This window comes from Sphingomonas sp. 7/4-4, from assembly GCF_027941955.1.
GTDB lineage: Bacteria > Pseudomonadota > Alphaproteobacteria > Sphingomonadales > Sphingomonadaceae > Sphingomonas.
This window is the reverse complement of record NZ_CP115960.1, coordinates 2,738,826-2,759,199: the sequence shown is the minus strand read 5'-3', so window position 1 is coordinate 2,759,199 and position 20,374 is coordinate 2,738,826. Positions and strand designations below refer to the sequence as shown.

9 protein-coding genes and 7 pseudogenes are annotated in these 20,374 nt (G+C 66.9%); 10 read left to right on the top strand and 6 right to left on the bottom strand.

The window, feature by feature from the left end; all coding sequences use genetic code 11:
- Positions 1-44 precede the first annotated feature (44 nt).
- A pseudogene (gene era / locus PIB19_RS13885) lies at positions 45-952 on the top strand (GTPase Era).
- A gap of 3 nt (positions 953-955) precedes the next feature.
- On the opposite strand, the gene PIB19_RS13880 reads toward era, so the two are convergent.
- Positions 956-2,227: a dicarboxylate/amino acid:cation symporter gene (locus tag PIB19_RS13880; protein WP_271237842.1), complete on the bottom strand. Its 1,272-nt coding sequence runs from the start codon at positions 2,225-2,227 to the stop codon at positions 956-958.
- A gap of 71 nt (positions 2,228-2,298) precedes the next feature.
- Between PIB19_RS13880 and glmM the strand changes: the two are divergent.
- The 4 genes and pseudogenes from glmM (at position 2,299) to PIB19_RS13860 (ending at position 5,757) form a co-directional block, all read left to right on the top strand.
- Positions 2,299-3,638: pseudogene (gene glmM, locus PIB19_RS13875) on the top strand (phosphoglucosamine mutase).
- Between the two features lie 108 nt (positions 3,639-3,746).
- Positions 3,747-3,971 carry a DUF1272 domain-containing protein gene (locus PIB19_RS13870; RefSeq protein ID WP_271237841.1) on the top strand — a complete coding sequence of 75 codons (225 nt, stop codon included), beginning with the start codon at positions 3,747-3,749 and terminating at the stop codon, positions 3,969-3,971.
- Positions 3,972-3,975: 4 nt separating this feature from the next.
- Positions 3,976-5,132, top strand: a pseudogene (thiD, locus tag PIB19_RS13865) (bifunctional hydroxymethylpyrimidine kinase/phosphomethylpyrimidine kinase).
- Positions 5,125-5,757: a ribonuclease HII gene (locus PIB19_RS13860; protein ID WP_271237840.1), complete on the top strand. Its 633-nt coding sequence runs from the start codon at positions 5,125-5,127 to the stop codon at positions 5,755-5,757. Before thiD ends, PIB19_RS13860 begins: the two are co-directional and overlap by 8 nt.
- A 92-nt stretch (positions 5,758-5,849) precedes the next feature.
- Here the strand turns inward: PIB19_RS13860 and PIB19_RS13855 are convergent.
- Both PIB19_RS13855 and PIB19_RS13850 read right to left on the bottom strand, forming a co-directional pair.
- Positions 5,850-7,341 (bottom strand): annotated as a pseudogene (locus PIB19_RS13855) (MFS transporter).
- A gap of 145 nt (positions 7,342-7,486) precedes the next feature.
- Positions 7,487-8,529, bottom strand: a pseudogene (locus PIB19_RS13850) (LacI family DNA-binding transcriptional regulator).
- 312 nt (positions 8,530-8,841) lie between these two features.
- Here PIB19_RS13850 and PIB19_RS13845 point away from each other — a divergent pair.
- From PIB19_RS13845 to PIB19_RS13825, 5 genes and pseudogenes are all read left to right on the top strand, one after another.
- On the top strand, positions 8,842-11,628 hold the full coding sequence (locus tag PIB19_RS13845) for a TonB-dependent receptor (protein ID WP_271237839.1): 2,787 nt from the start codon (positions 8,842-8,844) through the stop codon (positions 11,626-11,628).
- Positions 11,629-11,742: 114 nt separating this feature from the next.
- Positions 11,743-13,196: pseudogene (locus tag PIB19_RS13840) on the top strand (tryptophan halogenase family protein).
- Positions 13,193-14,980 (top strand): alpha-amylase family glycosyl hydrolase, encoded by a 1,788-nt coding sequence (locus tag PIB19_RS13835; RefSeq protein WP_271237838.1) that lies wholly within the window; start codon positions 13,193-13,195, stop codon positions 14,978-14,980. Before PIB19_RS13840 ends, PIB19_RS13835 begins: the two are co-directional and overlap by 4 nt.
- Positions 14,977-16,590, top strand: coding sequence for an alpha-amylase family glycosyl hydrolase (locus PIB19_RS13830; protein WP_271237837.1), 1,614 nt, complete (start codon positions 14,977-14,979; stop codon positions 16,588-16,590). Before PIB19_RS13835 ends, PIB19_RS13830 begins: the two co-directional genes overlap by 4 nt.
- Before the next feature lie 111 nt (positions 16,591-16,701).
- Positions 16,702-17,508, top strand: a complete 807-nt coding sequence (locus tag PIB19_RS13825; RefSeq protein WP_271237836.1) for an aldo/keto reductase — start codon at positions 16,702-16,704, stop codon at positions 17,506-17,508.
- On the opposite strand, the pseudogene PIB19_RS13820 reads toward PIB19_RS13825, so the two are convergent.
- The 3 genes and pseudogenes from PIB19_RS13820 to PIB19_RS13810 all read right to left on the bottom strand — a co-directional run.
- Positions 17,505-18,161, bottom strand: a pseudogene (locus PIB19_RS13820) (UdgX family uracil-DNA binding protein); the annotation flags it as partial. The gene PIB19_RS13825 and the pseudogene PIB19_RS13820 overlap by 4 nt on opposite strands.
- Entirely contained in the window at positions 18,161-19,180 is a 1,020-nt protein-coding gene (locus PIB19_RS13815) for an SO2930 family diheme c-type cytochrome (RefSeq protein WP_271237835.1), read from the bottom strand. The pseudogene PIB19_RS13820 and the gene PIB19_RS13815, both read right to left, overlap by 1 nt.
- A complete protein-coding gene (locus PIB19_RS13810) occupies positions 19,177-20,367 on the bottom strand; it encodes a parallel beta-helix domain-containing protein (protein WP_271237834.1) in 1,191 nt (396 codons plus the stop codon). The genes PIB19_RS13815 and PIB19_RS13810 overlap by 4 nt, the downstream gene beginning before the upstream one ends.
- Positions 20,368-20,374 lie beyond the last annotated feature (7 nt).

Genomic DNA, 20,374 nt, shown 5'->3' with positions numbered 1-20,374 from the left:
CGCCCTGAGCTTGTCGAAGGGCGCTAGCCCGAACCGCGAGAACAATGACCGAACCCACCCCCACCACACATTGCGGCGTGATCGCCGTGGTCGGCGCGCCCAATGCGGGCAAGTCGACGCTCGTCAATGCGCTCGTCGGCCAGAAGGTCGCGATCGTCAGTCCCAAGGCGCAGACCACGCGCGCGCGGCTGATGGGGATCGCGATCGAGGGGACGCCCAGCTGATCCTCGTCGACACGCCGGGCATCTTCACGCCCGAACGCCGGCTCGATCGCGCAATGGTCGCCGCGGCGTGGGAAGGCGCGGAAGGCGCCGACCTGATCGCGTTGGTGGTCGACGGCAAGGGCGGGACGGGGCTAAAGGTCCAGCAGGTGGTCGAGAGTCTCGCGGGCCGCCCCGAGCGGAAAATCCTGATCCTCAACAAGGTCGACATCGCCGACAAGCCGCGCCTGCTCGGCCACGCCGCGAGGCTCAACGAGATGCTGCCGTTCCACGAGACCTATTTCGTCAGCGCGCAGACCGGTGACGGTATCCCCGAGCTCAAGACCGCGCTCGCCGCGGCGATGCCCGAGAGCGCTTGGCACTTTCCCGAGGACCAGGTGTCCGATGCGACCGAGCGGATGATCGCCGCCGAAGTCACGCGCGAGCAGCTCTATCTCCAGCTCCATGCCGAGCTGCCTTATGCGAGCGCAGTCGAGACCGAGAAATATTCCGAGCGGCCCGACGGTTCGGTCGAGATTCACCAGCAGATCCTCGTCGCACGCGAGACCCAGCGCGCGATCGTGCTCGGCAAGGGCGGCGCGCGGATCAAGGAGATCGGCGCCCGTGCCCGCGCCGAACTCTCGCGGATCATGGGCGTGCCGGTGCACCTGTACCTGCACGTCAAGGTCAACCCGAAATGGGAGGAAGACCGCTCGCTCTATCGCGAGATCGGGCTCGACTGGGTCGAGTGATCCTTATTCGCTCAGCAGCGCGTCGGCCTCGCTAGCGGACTCGTCGACGTCGCCCGAGCGGATGCTGACCGCACGCGTGGTGGACACCTGCATCGCGACATTGCCGAGCGTGCGGAAGATGTCGGGGATCGTCTCGACCGCGACAAGCAGCCCGAGCGGCAGGATCGGCACGCCCATGGCAATGGCGATCGGCGCGATCGAGCTGACGAAGCTCACCGTGCCCGGCAGCCCGACCGCGCCCATCGTCGTGATCGCCCCTGCGGCGAGCCCCGCGGCGAGCTGACCGGGCCCGAGCGGGATGCCGAACCAGTGCGCGACATAGATCGCGACTGCGAAGTTCATCGCCGGGCCGGTCCATCGGAAGATCGCGACGCCGATCGGCAGCGTCACGCCCGAATGCGCGACGGGCACGTCGAGCTTCTCGGTCGCCTTGAGCATCGCCGGCAGGCTCGCCAGTGACGATTGGGTGCTGAGCGCGACTGCCTGCGAGGGGCCGACCGCGCGCAGATAGCGGAGCAGCGATACCCGGCCGGCGATCCAGGCGAAGGGTGCCGCGAGCAGCCACAATACGATGCCGACGGCCGAGATCACCGCGACATAATGGAGCAGCGCGCCGAACGCCGAGGTGCCCGCGCGCGCGCCGACGACATAGGCCAGGGCGCCGACGCCGATCGGTCCGAGCCACAGCACCCAGTTGATCACCACCAGCATCGCATTGCCCAAAGCCTCGAAGAAGCCGGTCAGGCGCTGGCGCTCCTCGGCGGGCAGGCGGGTCACTGCGAAGGCGAAGACGGTAGTGAACAGAATCAGCGGCAGGAAGGCGTCGCTCGCGGCGGAAGTGACCGGGTTCGACGGCACCATCGCGATGAGGAAGTCGGAGAACGGCGGTACCTCGCCGATCTTGGGCGCTTCCTGCGCAAGCGCGCCCTTCAGCGCGGCGGCGGCGCCCGGATCGAGCGGCCAGAGGTCGAGGAAGCCGAGCGTCAGCGCGCCTCCCAATGCCGAGGAAACCCAGAGCAGGACGATGAAGGTGACGAAGGCGCGCGTCGCGAGGCGGCTCGCTTTGGCCCGCTCGGCGGTTGCGGCGATTCCCGTGATCAGCAGCGAAGTGACCAGGGGCACGATCGTCATCTGCAATGCGTGGAGCCAGATCGTGCCGATCGGCTGAACCCAGTCTGCGACCTGCAGCGCGACATTCGGGGACCAGTTGGCGGCGATCACGCCGATGACGAGCCCCGCGATCAATGCGAGGAGGATACGGGTAGGTTGCGACATGCTCGCCCTTTGTAGTTTTCGCCGCTATCTCTGCGGGCACGAAACGCCACAAGGGCGCGAACAGGCAGGGCATGGCAAGAAAATATTTCGGTACCGACGGAATTCGGGGCACGACCAACGTCTCGACGATGACCGCGGCGATGGCGATGAAGGTGGGGATGGCGGCCGGTGCGCATTTCGCGCGCGGCGATCACCGGCACCGCGTCGTGATCGGCAAGGACACCCGGCTTTCGGGCTATATGCTCGAGAACGCGATGGTGGCGGGGTTCACCAGCGTGGGCATGGACGTGGTGCTCGTCGGGCCGATGCCGACGCCGGCGGTGGCGCTGCTCACCCAATCGATGCGCGCCGACATGGGCGTGATGATCTCGGCCAGCCACAATCCCTATGCCGATAACGGCATCAAGCTGTTCGGCCCCGACGGCTACAAGCTCTCCGACGAAGACGAGCTCGCGATCGAGGCGCTGATCGACGGCGAGGTCCCGCTGGCGCCCGCCGCCAATATCGGCCGGGCGCGGCGCGTCGAGGATGCGCGGGGACGCTATATCCACGCCGCCAAGTCCACCTTTCCGGGCGATCTGACGCTCGACGGGCTCAAGATCGTGGTCGATTGCGCCAATGGCGCGGCCTATCAGGTCGCGCCCTCGGCGCTCTGGGAACTCGGCGCCGAAGTGATCGCGATCGGAGTCACCCCCAACGGCAAGAACATCAACGACGGCGTCGGCTCGACCGCGCCGGACACGCTGTGCGAGACGGTGGTCGCGAGCGGCGCGCAGATCGGCATCGCGTTGGACGGCGACGCCGACCGGCTGATCGTCGCCGACGAGACCGGCCGGGTGATCGACGGCGACCAATTGATGGCCCTGATCGCCGGCGGCTGGGCGCGGCAGGGCCGCCTCGCGGGGGCGGGCTGGTGACGACGGTGATGTCCAATCTCGGGCTCGAACGGCATCTTGCCGCACAGGGCCTCGGCATGGTGCGGACCGCGGTGGGCGACCGCTACGTCCTCGAGAAGATGCGATCCTCCGGTTACAATGTCGGGGGCGAGCAATCGGGGCACATCATCCTCTCGGACTATGCCACCACCGGCGACGGCCTCGTCGCGGCGCTGCAGGTCCTCGCCGAACTGGTCCGCGCCGGCGCGCCGGCCAGCGAAGTGCTCCACCGCTTCGATCCGCTGCCGCAGATACTCAAGAATGTCCGCTTCAAGGGCGGCAAGCCGCTCGACGATGCGCGGGTGAAGGACGCCATCGCGGCCGCCGAAGCCGAGCTGGACGGCAATGGCCGGCTGGTGATCCGCGCCTCAGGCACCGAGCCGGTGATCCGGGTGATGGCCGAGGGCGACGATCGCGGTCAGGTCGAGGCGGTGGTCGACCGGGTATGCGACGCAGTGCGCGAGGCGGCCGCCTGACCCAATCCGTTCGTGCTGAGCTTGTCGAAGCACCGTTCTTTCTTCATCCGCGGCACAAGAAGAAGTACAGCCCTTCGACAAGCTCAGGGCGAACGGAGGTGTGTGACGATGCTGGAAATGCGCCCCGATTGCGAACGCTGCGGCACGGATCTCCCCGCCGACGATCCCGGCGCGTTCATCTGCTCGTTCGAATGCACTTTCTGCGCCGAATGCGCCGAGGCGATGGACGAGAATTGCCCCAATTGCGGCGGCGAACTGATGGACCGGCCGACGCGAACTGGTAAGGCGCTCGAGCGCCACCCCGCGTCGGCGGAGCGCAAGTTCAAGGGATAGACCAGTGACGCCGCGTATCCTGATCATTGCCGGTTCCGATTCGGGTGGCGGCGCGGGCATCCAGGCCGATATCAAGACCGTCACCATGCTCGGCGGCCATGCGATGACCGCGATCACTGCGATCACCGCGCAGAACACGCTCGGCGTCGGCGCCGTGCATCCGGTGCCCACCGACATGGTGATCGCGCAGATCGACGCAGTGGTGCGCGATATCGGCGTCGATGCGATCAAGATCGGGATGATCGGATCGGCGCGCACTGCGCTTGCGCTTGCCGACAAGCTCGCCGAGCTCCCGGGGTGCCGGTGGTGTTCGATCCCGTCATGGTCGCGAGCAGCGGCGCGACGCTGGCGGACGAGGCGACGGTCGCCGCGTTCGAGCGGCTGATGACCCGCGCGACGATCGTCACGCCCAATCTCCCCGAGCTCGAAGCACTGGGCGGCGATCCCGCGGCGTTGGTGGCGGCGCATGGCTGCGCGGTGCTGGTCAAGGGCGGGCATGGCGATACGCCGCAAGTCACCGATCGGCTGCACTCGGCCAATCCCGATGATCCGCCGATGATCGAATGGAGCGATCCGCGGATCGAGAGCGAGGCGACGCACGGCACTGGCTGTACGCTCTCTTCGGCGATCGCCTGCGGCCTCGCGGCCGAATGGGACCTGCCCGAAGCCGTCAACCGCGCGCGCCGTTTCGTACGGATCGCGATGCGCGAGGCACCCGATCTCGGGCGCGGCCACGGCCCGATGGGGCAGCAGGCGGTGCGGCTCGATCTCAACATGAGCTTCTTCGAGCCGATGCTGAACCAGGTGACGGTGCCCGCGCGGGATCTCGCCGCGTCCGAGCGTTTCTATCGCCTGCTGGGCCTTCGGCAGGTCGTCCGGGCTAGCCCGCGTTACGCCCGTTTCGAGACCGAGGGCGGCGCGACCTTCTCGGTCGCCACCGACAAGGATTACACCGCGCCGGTGGTCTATTTCGAATGCGGCGATCTCGACGTGACCGTCGCCTATCTCCAGCAACAGGGGTTCACGTTCGAACAGGAACCCAAGGACGAGCCCTGGGGCTGGCGCGAGGCGCGGCTGCGCGATCCGGCGGGCAATGCGATCCGTCTCTATCAGGCTGGCGAGATGCGCCGCTTTCCGCCATGGCGGCTCGACGATGCCTGATTTGAAGTTCGAGCGCCGCTATCAGCGTCTGCATAAGGGCTTTGTCGCCGGTGTCGACGAGGCGGGGCGCGGTCCACTGGCGGGTCCGGTGGTCGCGGCCGCGGTGGTGCTCGATCCCAAATGCATTCCGGATGGCATCGATGATTCGAAGGTGCTGACTGCGGCGAAGCGCGCCGATCTCTGCGCCCGCCTCCTCGAGTGCGCCAAGGTCGGCGTCGGGATGGCGAGCGTCGAGGAGATCGACACGCTCAACATCTTCTGGGCGACGATGCTGGCTATGACCCGCGCGGTCGATGCGCTCGGCTTCGTGCCGGCGTTCGTGCTGGTCGACGGCAATCGCTGCCCCGATTGGAACCATCAGAGCCACGCGGTGGTCGGCGGCGACGCCTTGTGCCTGTCGATCGCGGCGGCCTCGATCGTCGCCAAGCATCGCCGCGACTGCATGATGACCGAGCTTGATGTAGCGTTTCCCGGCTATGGCTGGGCGAGCAACAAGGGGTACGCCGCCAAGGTCCACCAGGAAGCGCTGCGTCGGCTCGGCCCGACGCCGCACCACCGCCGCAGCTTCGCGCCCGTCGCCCAGGCCGAACTCGATTTCGGGCCGGCGATCCAGGCGGCGGAATGACCCCGTGCTCCGGCGAAGGCCGGAGCGTTGGAGGCGAGCGGTGGCTTCGGCCAAGGCTCCGGCCTTCGCCGGAGCACGAACGAAGGGCAGCATTACCCCCGCGTCAGTCGAGCGACTCGCAGCATCGCCAGCGCCGCCAGCACCAGCGTCGCGCTCGCGAAGGCCATCGTCCAGATCGGCTCGCCGGGGAAGAAACGCTTCATGATCGATCCCATGGCGGTCGCGACCAGCAATTGCGGCACCACCACGAAGACGTTGAACAGCCCCATATAGATGCCGAGCTTCTTCTGCGGCAGGCTCGAGGCGAGGATCGCATAGGGCATTGCGAGGATCGACGCCCAGGCAATGCCGATCCCGACTTCGCTCAAGAGCAGCCAGTGCCGGTCGGGCATCACGAAGAAGCTCGCATAGCCCGCCGCGCCGCACAGCAGCCCGACGATATGCGTTCGCGCCTGGCCGATCCGCGCGGCAAGGAAGGGCAGGAGCGTCAGCGCGGCGATGGCGGCGACGCCGTTATAGGTGGCGAACAGCGCATCGACCCAGTTCGCGCCCTTTTGATAGAGCGGGTCGCTCGCGTCGGCGGCGCCGTAAAAGACCTGTGTCACGATCGGCGTGGTGTTGATCCACATGATGAACAAGGCCGACCAGCTGAAGAACTGCGCCACCGCCAGCCGCTTCATCAGCAAGGGCATGCCCGAAAAGTCGCCGACGATGCTGCTCAGCATGTTGGTCGCCGACCCGCTTTTGCCAGCGCGATCGCAACGGCGCTGGAGAGGCCATAGCCGAGCAGCAATGCGCCGAGCAGATAGACTTCCTTTTCCAGCCCGAACTGCCCCACCGCCCAGACGACCAGCGCACCCGCGGCCAGCCAGGCCGCGCTGGCGCCATAGCCGCGCCCGGCAAGCGTGTTGCCGTCGCCTGCATCCTGCTCGGCAGGGCTATCGAATGCCGCCATGGCGTCGGGCGCATATTCGCGCGTCGTCACCACCGTCCACAGCACCGAGAGGAACAAGGCCGCTCCGCCGAACCAGAAAGCGAAGCGCACGGTATCCGGGATGCCGCCGTCCGCCGCCGCATTGGACACGCCGAGATGCTCCAGTGCCCAGGGAAGATCGATCCCACCACCGCGCCTGTGCCGATGAACGCGGTCTGCACCGCATAACCCGCGGCGTGCTGGTCCTTGCGCAGCATATCGCCGACGAACGCGCGGAACGGCTCCATCGAGACGTTGAGCGAGGCATCGAGCACCCACAGCATCACGGCGGCGAACAGCAAGGCGGGCGCCAGCGGCATCGCGAACAGCGACAGCGCCGCGAGCAGCGCGCCGGCGAAGAAATAGGGCCGCCGCCGACCCAGCCGGCCGAGCCACGTCCGATCGCTCATATGCCCGATCACCGGCTGGACGAGCAATCCGGTCAACGGCGCCGCCACCCATAGCCACGGCAGATCGTCGATGTTCGCGCCGAAGGTCTGGAAGATCCGGCTCATATTGGCGTTCTGCAGCGCGAAGCCGATCTGGATGCCGAAAAAGCCGAAACTGATGTTCCACAGGCCGGCAAGAGACTGGCGCGGCTTTTCGATCATTTGCTCATCTTCCCGCTGGCGCCGCAGCCCGTGACCGGCACTAAATTGACTCAATTCGCCGAAACGCGATTCATCTCGTAATTATATTTCACGGAATCCCCGTCCGATCCGGGCTTCCCCGGTACGAACAAAAACAGAACAAATCCTACTTTGCAATAGGCTGCTCGGGCGCACCGCACGAGCGGCGCACCACCAATCTGGTCGGCAGCAGCGCCGAACCCATCGGCTGCTCGCGGATGCGGCCGATCAGCGTCTCGACCAGCTTGCGCCCAGCGAGCCGCGGGTCCTGCATCACCGTGGTGAGCGGGGGCTGGCGGAGCTGGCGGCGGGGATATCGTCGAAGCCGACCATCGCCACCTCGTCCGGCACGCCCAGCCCCGCCGCCTGCAGCGCGCGCATCGCGCCGATCGCGATCAAGTCGCTGGCCGCGAGGATCGCGTCGAACTTCTCGCCGCTTGCGAGCAACGCGTTCGCCGCTGCGGCGCCGGCTTCCTCGGTGGTGATCGCGTCGAACTGGAGGCCGGGGCGGGGAATGATCCCCGCTTGCTTGAGCGCGGCGACGTGGCCGCGATAGCGATCGTGGAATTCGGGATAATGGCTCGATGCGCTGCCGAGAAAGGCGATGCTGCGCCGTCCGAGATCGAGCAGGTGCCGCGTCGCTTCCTTGCCGCCGCCATGATTGTCGCAGCCGACGGTGAGGCCGTACGCTTCGGACTGGACCGAGCCCCAGCGCACGAAATGCGTGCCGGCATCCTCGAGCGCGCGCAGCCGCGAGCGATACAGCTCGTAATCGCCATAGCCGAGCAGGATGATCCCGTCGGCCTTGCGCGAATCCTCGTAATCGGTGTGCCAGTCGCTGGAGAGCTGCTGGAAGCTGATCAGTAGATCGTGATCGTGCTCGGCGCAGGCGCGGATGATCGAGCCCAGCATCGAATGGAAGAAGGGATTGATCAGCGAATCATCCGCGGTCGGATCCTCGAAGATCAGCAGTGCCAGCGTCTGCGAATGGCGCGTGCGCAGGTTCGAAGCAGCCTTGTCGACGCGGTAGTTGAGCTGCTTGGCGATCGATTCGATGCGCAGCCGCGTCGCCGGGTTCACCCCCAGCTCGCCGCGCAGCGCACGCGAGACGGTGGGCTGCGAGACGCCCGCCAGTTGCGCGATATCGAATGAGGTCGGCTTGCGCTGCATGCCTCTGGCTGTCCTTCCCCGCAGGCGGTCTGTGCCGCTTCGCATAATATGCAATGCGCGCAGATCGCCTCCCAGGTCAACGACAGGGGTGATGCAAACGGGCCACTCTGGGCGGAGAACGGCATTGAATACGTATGTGACTGGCTGGTCGGGGAGGGGTGTTTCGGAAGAAGTGCGGCCCAACGGCACGCAGTTCCTTGCGGGCCACATGTTGCGCATTCGAAATGAACCGGCCGCCAAGAGCCGGAACGTTGCGCGGTTTAGGGGAGATGGACTTTGATCAGCAATAACCGTGGCCGTTCGGCCACTCGCATGGCTCTTGGGGCAAGCAGCCACGCACTTGGCGTCGCGCTCGCGCTCGCGGCCTTCGCGGCGCCGGCCATGGCGCAGGACGCGCCCGCCGCCGATCCGGCGCAGAGCGCCGACACCCAGGGCGAAGAGATCGTCATCACCGGCATCCGCGCCTCGCTCGCCTCGTCGGCCGCGATCAAGCGCGATCAGTCGATGATCGTCGATTCGATCTCGGCAGAAGACGTCGGCAAGCTGCCCGATGTCTCGATCGCCGATTCGCTCGCCCGCCTCCCCGGCGTGACCGCACAGCGCCTCGAGGGCCGCGACCAGCGCCTGTCGATCCGCGGCCTCGGCCCCGATTTCTCGACCACGTTGCTCAACGGCCGCGAGCAGGTGACCGTGGGCGACAATCGCGGCGTCGAATACGACCAATACCCCTCGGAATTCTTCAAGACGGTCAATGTCTACAAATCGGCCGACGCCTCGCTGGTCGCCGCGGGCATCGCCGGCACGGTCGACCTGCGCATGCTGCGTCCGCTCGATTCCAAGACCGCCTTCGTCGTATCGGCGCGCGGGCAGATGAACGAGAAGGACAAGCTCAATCCCGACGGCAGCCGCTACGGCTATCGCGCCTCGGCGACCTATGTCGGCAAGTTCGCGGGCGACACGCTGGGCATCGCGATCGGCCTGTCGGCGCAGAGCACGCCGACCCAGATCGAGCGCTACGCCGCCTGGGGTTTCCCGACCGAGCCGCTCGCCGGCGGCAACCTCTTCCTCGGCGGTGCCAAGCCGTACGTCCAGTCGAACGTGCTCAAGCGCTATGGCGGCGTCGCCACGGTCGAGTGGGAGCCGAGCGAGAATTTCCATTCGACCTTCGACGCGCTCTATTCGAATTTCGAGGAGACGCAGCGGCTGCGCGGCATCGAATTCCCGATCGCGCCGAACTGGGGCTCGAACGCAATCATCCAGCCGGGCTACACGGTCGAGGACGGGCTGGTCACCGAAGCGACTTTGACCAATGTCGTCGGCGTCCAGCGCAACGATTTCAACAAGCGCTCCGCCGACAATCTCTCGCTCGGCTGGAACAACGATTTCCGCCTCAGCGATTCGGTCCACTTCGTCGTCGACGCCAGCTGGAGCCGCGCGACCCGCACCGATTTCCTGCTCGAGACCTATTCGGGCACCGGCTATAATTCGTCGGGCGCCAAGGACACGATCCACATCTCGCACAACAGCGACGGCACCTACGACATCGTGCCCACGCTCGATTACACCAATACCGGCATCATCAGCCTGACCGATCCGCGCGGCTGGGGCTTCAACGGCACCCAGACCGTGGTCCAGGCCGGCTTCCTCAACCGCCCGGACTTCACCGACGATCTCAAGTCGCTGCGCGCCAGCTTCAACGGCGAGTTCAGCAACTCGATCGTCAAGAGCTGGGAAGTGGGCGCGAACTACAGCCGCCGCGAGAAGCAGAGCCGCTACACGTCGTATTTCCTCTGCCCGCCGGGCGGCGGCACCAACTGCACCGTCGCCAGCGGCACGCCCACGAGCTTCGCCGTCCCGGCCGACGCGCTGCTCGATGAGCAGGTCTCGCTCGACTATCTCGGCGTGCCGAAGATGCTGACCTACGATCCGATGAAGGTCTACGGCCTGCTCAATTCGGTGTTCGACAACCGCCCGGACTCGCTGGTCCGCGACAATATCATCACCGAGAAGGTGCTCACCGGCTATGCCAAGCTCGCGATCGACGGCACCGTCGGCGGCAAGGCATTGAAGGGTTCGCTCGGCTTCCAGGTGGTGCACACCAAGCAGGGTTCGTCGGGGCAGATCGCCGCGCTCCAGGCCGGCGCCGTCATCACCGCGCCGGTTGACGGCGAGATCAGCTACACCAACTTCCTGCCCTCGGCGACGTTCAGCGTCGAGCTCGACGACGGCTTCTACATCAAGCTCGGCGCCGCGCAGACGATGGTGCGCCCGCGCCTCGACCAGGAGCGCATCACCCAGGCGGTCAGCGTCGATTTCTCGAAGATCGGCCTCGGCGGTTCGCCGCAGAACAGCCCGTTCAGCTCGAACGGCGGCAATTTCGAGCTCAAGCCCTACAAGTCGGACAATATCGACGTCTCGTTCGAGAAATACTTCCACGGCGGTGGCTATCTGGCGCTGACCGGCTTCTTCAAGCACCTCACCGACTTCGTCGATCCGAACAACAGCGTGCTCTATGATTTCTCGGCATTGCTCTCGGTGCTGCCAGCGCCGCAGCGCGCGATCGTGGTGGCGCAGAACGCGCAGTTCGGCCTCGTCAAGGCGCCGGCCAATACCGGCCGCGGCGAGATCCTCGGCGTCGAGGCGACTGCGTCCTTGCCGTTCAGCGTGTTCAGCCAGGCGCTCGACGGCTTCGGCATCTTCGCCACCGGCAGCTATGTCGACAGCAAGATCGTCTATGCCGACAATAGCCCGGTGACGCTGCCGGGCCAGTCGAAGTGGATCGGCACCGGCACGGCCTATTTCGAGAAGAACGGCTTCCAGGCCCGCGCGACCTATCGCTGGCGCGACGAGTTCCTCGCCGAGCTGGCGGGTCTCTCGGCCAATCCCGAATATCGCACGGGCAAGGCCGAAGGCGTGCTCGATGCCCAGATCGGCTACGAGTTCCAGAGCGGTCCGCTCACCGGCCTCTCGATCCTCGCCCAGGCGAAGAACCTCACCGACGCGCCGTTCATCACCACCGAGGCGGGCGATACGCGGCTCACGCGCGAATATCAGCGCTACGGCCGCGATTATTATCTCGGCCTCTCGTACAAGTTCTGATGCGTACCCTGCCCGGGCTCCGCGGAGCCCGGGCCATGGCCTTTCCGGGAGCGTAGCGTGTCGTCCGAACAGCCCTATCGCATCGTCGTGGCCGGGGGCGGCACCGCAGGGTGGATGACCGCCGCCGCGCTGGTCCGCTTCCTCGGCCCCGGCTTCAGCGTGACTCTGGTCGAATCCGAAGAGATCGGCACGGTCGGGGTGGGCGAGGCGACCATCCCGCAGATCCGCATGTTCAATGCCGGGCTGGGCGTGGACGAGAACGCGTTCATCGCTGCGACGCAGGCGACGTTCAAGCTCGCGATCGAATTCGTCGGCTGGACGAAGGGCGGGCGCTATATGCACGCGTTCGGCGATGTCGGCCGGCCCAATGGAGGCGTCGCCTTCCAGCACAGCTGGCTGCGCGGCAGGGCCGAGGGCGTGGCCGGCCCGCTCGCCGATTATTCGCTCAACAACGCCGCCGCGCTCGCCAACCGGATGCAGCGTGGCCCCGCGCGCACCGCGGCGATGCTTCCCGAAATGCCGTACGCATTCCATTTCGACGCGGGCCTCTATGCGCGCTTCCTGCGGAGCTATGCCGAGCAGGCCGGCGTCACGCGGCACGAGGGGCGGATCGTCGAGGTGCAGCGCGATTCCGGGACCGGCGACGTCACTGCGCTGCGGCTCGACGGCGAACGCAGCATTCCCGGCGACCTGTTCATCGATTGCACCGGCTTTCGCGGCGTGCTGATCGCCGACGCGCTGGGCGTCGGTTACGAAGACTGGTCGCACTGGCTGCCCTGCGACCGCGCACTCGCGGTGCCGAGTGCGCGGGCGGAGGACTTCACGCCCTATACCCGCGCCACTGCGCACAAGGCAGGCTGGCAATGGCGCATCCCGCTCCAGCATCGCACCGGCAACGGCATCGTCTATTCGAGCGACGCATTGTCCGACGACGAAGCGGCGGCGCAGCTTCTCGCCAATCTCGACGGACCCGCGCTCGCCGATCCGCGTCCGCTGCGCTTCACGCCGGGCAAGCGCCGTGCCTTCTGGCAGGCCAATGTCATTGCAGTCGGCCTCGCGAGCGGCTTTCTCGAACCGCTCGAATCGACAAGCATCCACATGATCCAGTCGGCGGTGGAGCGCATCCTCAAGCTCCTTCCCGGACGGCGCATCGGCGAGGCCCAGCGCGCAGAATATAACCGTCAGGCTGATCGGGAATATGATCGCATCCGCGACTTCCTGATCCTCCATTACGCGGCCAATGATCGCGACGAGCCTTTCTGGCGCGCGCGCCGCGAGACGCCGCTGCCGGAGAGTCTCGCGCACAAGATCGAACTGTGGCGCGCCTCGGGCCAGATCGTCCGCGAGGAGAGCGACCTGTTCAGCGAAGTCGCGTGGCTGCAGGTGCTCGTCGGGCAGGGGATCGCCGCCGAGGGCACCACCCGCTCGCCGATCAGCCGGGCAGCGCGGAGCTCGCCGAATATCTCGATCTGCTCGCCAAGCTCACTGCGCGCGAGGTCGCCCAGATGTCCGATCACGCGGCTTTCATCCGCCAGCATTGCGCCGCGCGTGAGGAGATCGCCGCATGAAGCTCGCCGCGTTCTTCCTTGCCATGCTCGCCGCCATGCCCGCCGCCGCGCAGGGCTATCGCGATCGCCTGCCCGAGGACGAGGTTCTCTATTTTCTGCTCCCGGACCGGTTCGAGAATGGCGACACCACCGATGATCGCGGCGGGCTGAAGGGCGGCCGGCTCGTCACCGGCTTCGATCCCGCGGCCAAGGGTTTCTACCATGGCGGCGACCTCAAGGGCCTGCGCGCGCGGCTCGATTATGTCGAGGCGCTCGGCGCCACGGCGATCTGGGTCGGCCCGATCTTCAAGAACAAGCCGGTGCAGGGCCCGAAGGGGCAGGAATCCGCCGGCTATCACGGCTATTGGGTGACCGATTTCACCACTGTCGATCCGCATCTCGGCACCGATGCGGACTTCAAGGCCCTGGTCGACGCGGCGCATGCCCGCGGGATCAAGGTCTATATGGACATCATCGTCAATCACACCGCGGACGTGATCCAGTATCGCGAGTGCGGCGACTGCGCCTATCGTAGCCGCGCCGAGTTTCCGTACGGGCGCAAAGGCGGCGTCGCTGGTGCGGCGATCAACAACGGCTTCGCCGGCGACGACATCCGGACGCCCGAAAATTTCGCGAAACTGACCCGGCCCGATTACGCCTACACGCCGTTCGTGCCCGCGGCCGAGCGGCACGTGAAGGTTCCCGCCTGGCTCAACGATCCGATCTATTACCATAATCGCGGCAACTCGACCTTCGCGGGCGAGAGCTCGACGATGGGCGATTTCGTCGGGCTCGACGATGTGTTCACCGAGCATCCGCGGGTGATCGCGGGCATGATCGAGATCTTCGCGAGCTGGATCGACCGCTTCGGGATCGACGGCTTCCGCATCGATACCGCGCGCCACGTGAACCCCGAATTCTGGGCCGCCTTCGTCCCCGCGATACAGGCACGCGCCAAGGCGAAGGGCATCCCGAACTTCCACATCTTCGGCGAAGTCGCCGATCCCGACACGTCGGCACTCGCCCGGCACACCCGCGTCGACAAATTGCCGACCGTCCTCGATTTCGCCTTCGCACGCACCGTCAACGCCGTGAGCGCAGGCGAGGTCGGCACCGACAAGCTCGCCGCCGTCTTCGCCGCCGATCCGCTCTACGAAGGCGGCGAGGCGACGGCGCGAAGGCTCCCCACCTTCATCGGCAATCACGATCAGGGCCGCGCCGCCTTCTTCATCCGCAAGGCCAATCCGAATGCGAGCGCGGAAGAACTGCTCGCCCGCGACCGGCTCGCCCACGCGATGCTGCTCCTGCTGCGCGGCGTGCCGACGATCTATTCGGGCGATGAGCAGGGCTTCGTCGGCGACGGCGACGATCAGAATGCGCGCGAAGACATGTTCGCCAGCAAGGTGGCGGTCTATAACGACAACAAGCTGCTCGGCACGACCCGCACCAACGCCGTCGCCAATTTCGACACCGATCACCCGTTGTTCCGCGAGATCGCCACACTGGCGAAGCTGCGCCGCGCGCACCCCGCGCTCACCCGCGGCCGGCAGGTCCTGCGCTTCGCCGGCGAAAAGCCCGGCCTGTTCGCGGTCTCGCGCTTCGATCCTGTCACCGGCGGGGAGATCCTGATCGCCTTCAATTCGAGCCCGCAGCCCTGGACCGGCAACGTTCAGGTGGAGGCCGGCTCGACGACCTTCGCGTCGCTCGCCGGCGTCTGCCCCGCAACCGCCGCCGCCCCCGGCAGCGTCACTTTGACCCTACCCGCCTTCGGCTATGCCGTCTGCGCCGCCGGAAAGTCGCAATGAACCGAGTGCTTGCCCCGCAACCCGACACCGATACGCGCGAATGGTGGCGCGGATCGGTGATCTACCAGATCTATCCGCGCAGCTTCGCCGATTCGAACGGTGACGGCGTCGGCGATCTGGCGGGCGTGACCGCGCATCTCGATCACGTCGCCTCCTTGGGCGTCGATGCGGTGTGGCTGTCGCCTTTCTTCACGTCGCCGATGCGCGATTTCGGATATGACATCAGCGATTTCTGCGGCGTGGACCCGGTATTCGGCACGCTCGCCGATTTCGACGCACTGATCGCGCGCGCGCACCAGCTGGGGCTGCGCGTGCTGATCGATCAGGTTTATTCGCACAGTTCGGATCAGCATCCGTGGTTTCAGGAAAGCCGCGCCAGCCGCGATAATCCCAAGGCCGACTGGTATGTCTGGGCCGACGCCCGCCCCGACGGCTCGCCCCCCAATAACTGGCAATCGGTGTTCGGCGGCCCGGCCTGGACATGGGACGCGCGCCGCGGCCAATATTATCTCCACAATTTCCTGCGCGAGCAGCCCGATCTCAACTTCCACAATCCGGCGGTGCAGGAAGCCGCGCTCGGCGTCGCGCGCTTCTGGTTCGAACGCGGGGTCGACGGCTTCCGGCTCGATGCGATCAACTTCACGATGCACGATCCCGAACTGCGCGATAACCCGCCCGCGCCCGATACCGGCGCGCCGCGCACCCGCTCGTTCGATTTCCAGCAGCATATCTACAACCAGAGCCACACCGATATCCCGCGCTTCCTCGAAAAGCTGCGCGCGCTGGCGGACGATTTCGGCGGCCGCTTCACCGTGGCCGAAGTCGGCGGGCCCGCTCCCGAGCCCGAGATGCACCTGTTTACCGAAGGCGAGATCCGGCTCAACAGCGCCTATGGCTTCAACTTCCTCTACGCCGATCGCCTGACTCCCGCTCTGGTGCAGGGTGCGGTGGCGGGCTGGCCGCATGCCCCGGGGATCGGCTGGCCGAGCTGGGCTTTCGAGAATCACGATGCACCCCGCGCGATCTCGCGCTGGATCGCACCCGAACATGCGGCCGCCTTCGCGCGGCTGAAGATGCTGCTGCTGCTGTCGCTGCGCGGCAATGCGATCCTTTATTATGGCGAGGAATTGGGGCTCACCCAGGTCGAGATCGGCTTCGAGCATCTCCGTGATCCCGAGGCGATCACCAATTGGCCGCTGACCCTGAGCCGCGATGGCGCGCGCACGCCGATGCCGTGGAAGGCCGATGCGCCCCAGCTCGGCTTCACGCAGGGCCGCCCCTGGCTCCCGCTCGGCCCCGATCATGCCGCGCTGGCAGTCGATCGGCAGGAGGCCGATCCGGAATCCCTGCTCAACCTCACGCGCCGCCTCATCGCATTGCGCCATTCGAGCCCGGCGCTGATGACCGGATCGATCACGATCCGGCAGGCGGACGAAGCACTGCTGCTGTTCGAGCGCGAGGCCGGAGGCCAGACCCTGCTCTGCGCGTTCAACCTCGGCGACAGCGCGTTGCCGGCACCCGCGGCGGTGCACGGCCGGCGCGTGGTTCAGGCGATCAACGGCGCCACCCCCGAACTGCTGCCGCCCTTCGCCGCGCTGATCGCGGAATAGCGGCGGGTAAGTACCCTACCACCGGGGTGGCGTCACCGCGGTCGCGAAGAGAAGGTCCGCGCCATCGCCGCGCGGCTGGCACAAGGCGGTCCGCAAGGCTAAGCGGCGGGCATGCCCGATTCGCTGACGATGAACGATGGCCGCACGATCCCCGCGATCGGCTTCGGCACTTATCTGGTCCCCAATGACGATGCCGCGCGGATCACCCGTGAAGGACTCGAAGTTGGCTACAAGCTGGTCGACACCGCCGCTTTTTACGGCAACGAAACGGGCGTGGCCGAGGGCCTGAGTGGGCGCGGCGACATCTTCGTCACGACCAAGCTGTGGCGCAGCGACATGGGCTTCGATTCGGCGCTGCGGGCGTTCGACCGGAGCCTCGAACAGCTCGGCCGCGATGATGTCGATCTGTACCTGATCCACTGGCCGATGCCCTCGCTCGGCAACTATGTCGAGACGTGGAAGGCGCTCGTCCGGCTGCGCGAAGAGGGGCGGGCGAAGTCGATCGGCGTGTCGAATTTCGGTGCCGACAATCTGCGCGCGATCATCGACGCGACCGGCGTGGCGCCGGCGCTCAACCAGGTGGAGCTTCATCCGGGCTTCCAGCAGCGCGTCCTGCGCGAATTCCACGTCGCGCACGGCATCCTGACCCAGAGCTGGGCGCCGCTGGGGCAGGGGACGATGCTCGGACGTCCCGAGATCGTCCGCATCGCCGAAGCACGGGGCTGCACGCCCGCGCAGGCGATCCTCGCCTGGCATCTCCATCACGGGCTCGCGGTGATTCCCAAGGCTTCGGCGCGCGAACGGCTCGCCGCCAATCTCGCGGCGGGCAGCGTGACGCTCGAACCGGAGGATATGGCTGCGATCGACACGCTCGACGATCCCGCCGGCCGGCTCGGCCCGGACCCCGCCAAGCTCTAGCCGACGACTTTCGCCGCCCCTTTCAGATCCTCAACGAAAGCGGCGAATTCGTCCTCGGCGCGGCTCTTGTCGGGCATGCGCAACAGGAAGCTGGGGTGGATCGTCACCCAGCCGAGCCCGCCTTCGGCCAGTTCGATCGCCTGGCCGCGCGTGCCGCTGATCGTCACGACCTTGCCCAGCATCTGCCGCGCCGCAGTGGCGCCCAGCGCGACGGTCATCTCCGGCTTCACCAGCAGCCGTTCCTGCTCGTACCACCAGCGGCACGCCTGGATCTCGCCGGCATCGGGCTTCGAATGGATCCGCCTCTTGCCGCGCGGCTCGAACTTGAAATGCTTGACCGCATTGGTGACGTAGACGCCCGCGCGATCGATCCCCGCCGCGCCGATCGCCTTGTCGAACTTTTGCCCGGCGGGTCCCACGAACGGCAGCCCGGCCAGATCCTCCTGATCGCCGGGCTGCTCGCCGACGAACATCATCCGCGCGTCGACCGGGCCTTCGCCGAACACGGTCTGCGTCGCATGCTTGTACAGATGGCAGCGCGTGCAGCCTGTCGCTTCATCACGCAGCGCTTCCCAGGCCGTCTCGATATTGCCGCCGATCGAGTTTCGCGCTGTCCGCACCATCCTTGCCTCCCATATCCGGGCATCCGCTCCTAACGCACGGGGCCGGATTTCGGCATCTCCGCGATCCACTCGCGGACGAGTGCGAGGCCTTCCTTGTGGACGGTGGCGCGGCCGAGCTCGGGCATGGCGATCCCCGGATCGGTGCTTTCCATCCGATAGACCAGGATCGACGCGTCGGGGGCACCCGGCTGGATGGCGAAGTCGCGATCGCCGCTGCCGCGTCCCGCCGCGACCGGGCGCTTGAGGATGCCGAGCGCGCCGGGGTCCCGCTGGCGCCAGTCGAGGAACAGCCCCGAGTTCGACGCGGCACCCGCGGGATTGTGGCAATGCGCGCAATTGATCTCGAGATAGGCCCGGGCGCGGTCCTCGATCGATGCGGCGCGGTCATCCCAGCGGGCGATGCGCGGCGCGTCGGGCGGCAGCCGGTCGAGCATGCCGGCGGCGAGCAGCTTTTCGAGCTGGCCGTTATGGTTGAGGTAGCGCGCCTTGACCCCGATCGGTGTCACCCGACCGCTCAGCGCGTGGCAATCCTTGCACTGATTCTGGTTGGGCACGGCATAGCTGATGCTCCGCTGCGTGCCCGCGGGATCGGTGAAGGTCACGGGGATTCGCGTGCCGGCGCGCTTCAGGTCCGCATCAGTGCCTGCGGCGTTCCAGACATAGGGAAGCGCCACCCAGCCGCTCGCGCGGTGGAGCAGCAGCCTCGTCTCGAGCGGCTTGAACACGCCGCCCGCGCGATAACCAAAGGTCTTGACCAGCGCCGCGCCCACCGGGAGGTCGAACGCCTTGTCGGGATCGTATCGGGCCTGCGCGCCCTCGGGCAGATAGAGGTAACGCTCCTTCTCGGCGTAATCGGAGAAGAGCGCGGTCTCGAGATCGTAGCGCACCAGGCGTGCCGCGGGAGTGCGCGCCCGAAGATCACCGAACAGCCCGAAATCGGAGAGATGCGCGGGGAAGGCGTCGCCGGTGATCGCCGCATGGTTGACGCCGTGGCCCCGCGCGAACAGCGCCGCGAGCAGCAGTGCCGCGGCGCTCAGCAGCGCCTTCACTTGGCCGCGGCCTCCATCGCCGGGGGCAAGGTCACCACGCCGAGCGGCGGCGGGATTTCTTCGCGAAGCTTGACCGGCTGCGGCTTGGCGGTCTCGATCCCCGCGCCGAGCGCGAGGCCGAGCGACAGTACCGGCACCTGATTGTCGCCGGTCAGGTCCACTGCGTCGCCGCCGGTGCCGTCCCAGAAGATCGGCGGCAAGGTGCCTCCCAATGCCTTGGCGAGCTCGGCGCCGCCCGGCATCGCCGGTGCGAAGCCGGCGCGGCCATGCCTGTTGGCGGCGAGGTGGATATGGCGCGGGAGCGGGTTGTAGCCCTTGTCGTCGAAGGGCTGGCGATAGGCGATGACCATGATGTTGGCAGTGCCGTTGCCGGCGAGATCGTTGCCGGTGACGGTGACGTTGTTGGCAGCCATGATCAGCACGCCGGTGCCGGTGGGCACGGTCGCGACGATGTTGCCCTTGGGCGCGAAATTGGGCGTGTCGTTGTCGACCACCTTGTTGCCGCTCACCGTCACCCATCCCGCGCCGCGCCGGGGCAGCGCCGGCAAGTCGAACACCAGGATGCCGCCGGTATTGTGCGTGACGATGTTGCCGGTCACGTCGGCGTGGCCGCTATTCTCGATCTCGATCCCCGCGACATTGTGCGTCGCGATCGAATTGCGGACGATGATCCGGTCGGACTGGCCGACATAGATGCCCGCATCCGACGCGCCCTTCACCAGGACCCCGTCGATCAGCACGTCGCTGCTCTCGACCGGATAGACGCCATAGGCGCCGTTGGTCGCCTTGGGTCCGCCGGTCCATTCGACGCGGATGTCCTTGTAGACGATCCGGTCGGCGCCCTTGGACTTGATCCCGTCGCCCTTGCTGTCCTCAACCGCGAAGCCGCGCAGCACCACATCGTCCGACGTGACGAGCAAGCCTTCGCCCGCGCCGAGCTGCCCCTTGAAGCTCAGCACGGTCTTGTCCGGCCCCGCGCCGCGCACGGTCACGCGGTCGACATCGAGGCTGAGCCCGTCGGTGAGCTCGAAGCGGCCCGCGCCGATCCGCACGATGCTGCCGGGCTTGGCTTCAATCAGTGCGGCCTGCAGCCGCTCCTGGGCATTTGCGCCGGCCTCCACGGTCACGGTCTGCGCCGCTGCGGGACTGGCAGCCAGCACGGCCGCGAGCGTCCAGTATCGCTTCATCCTGCTC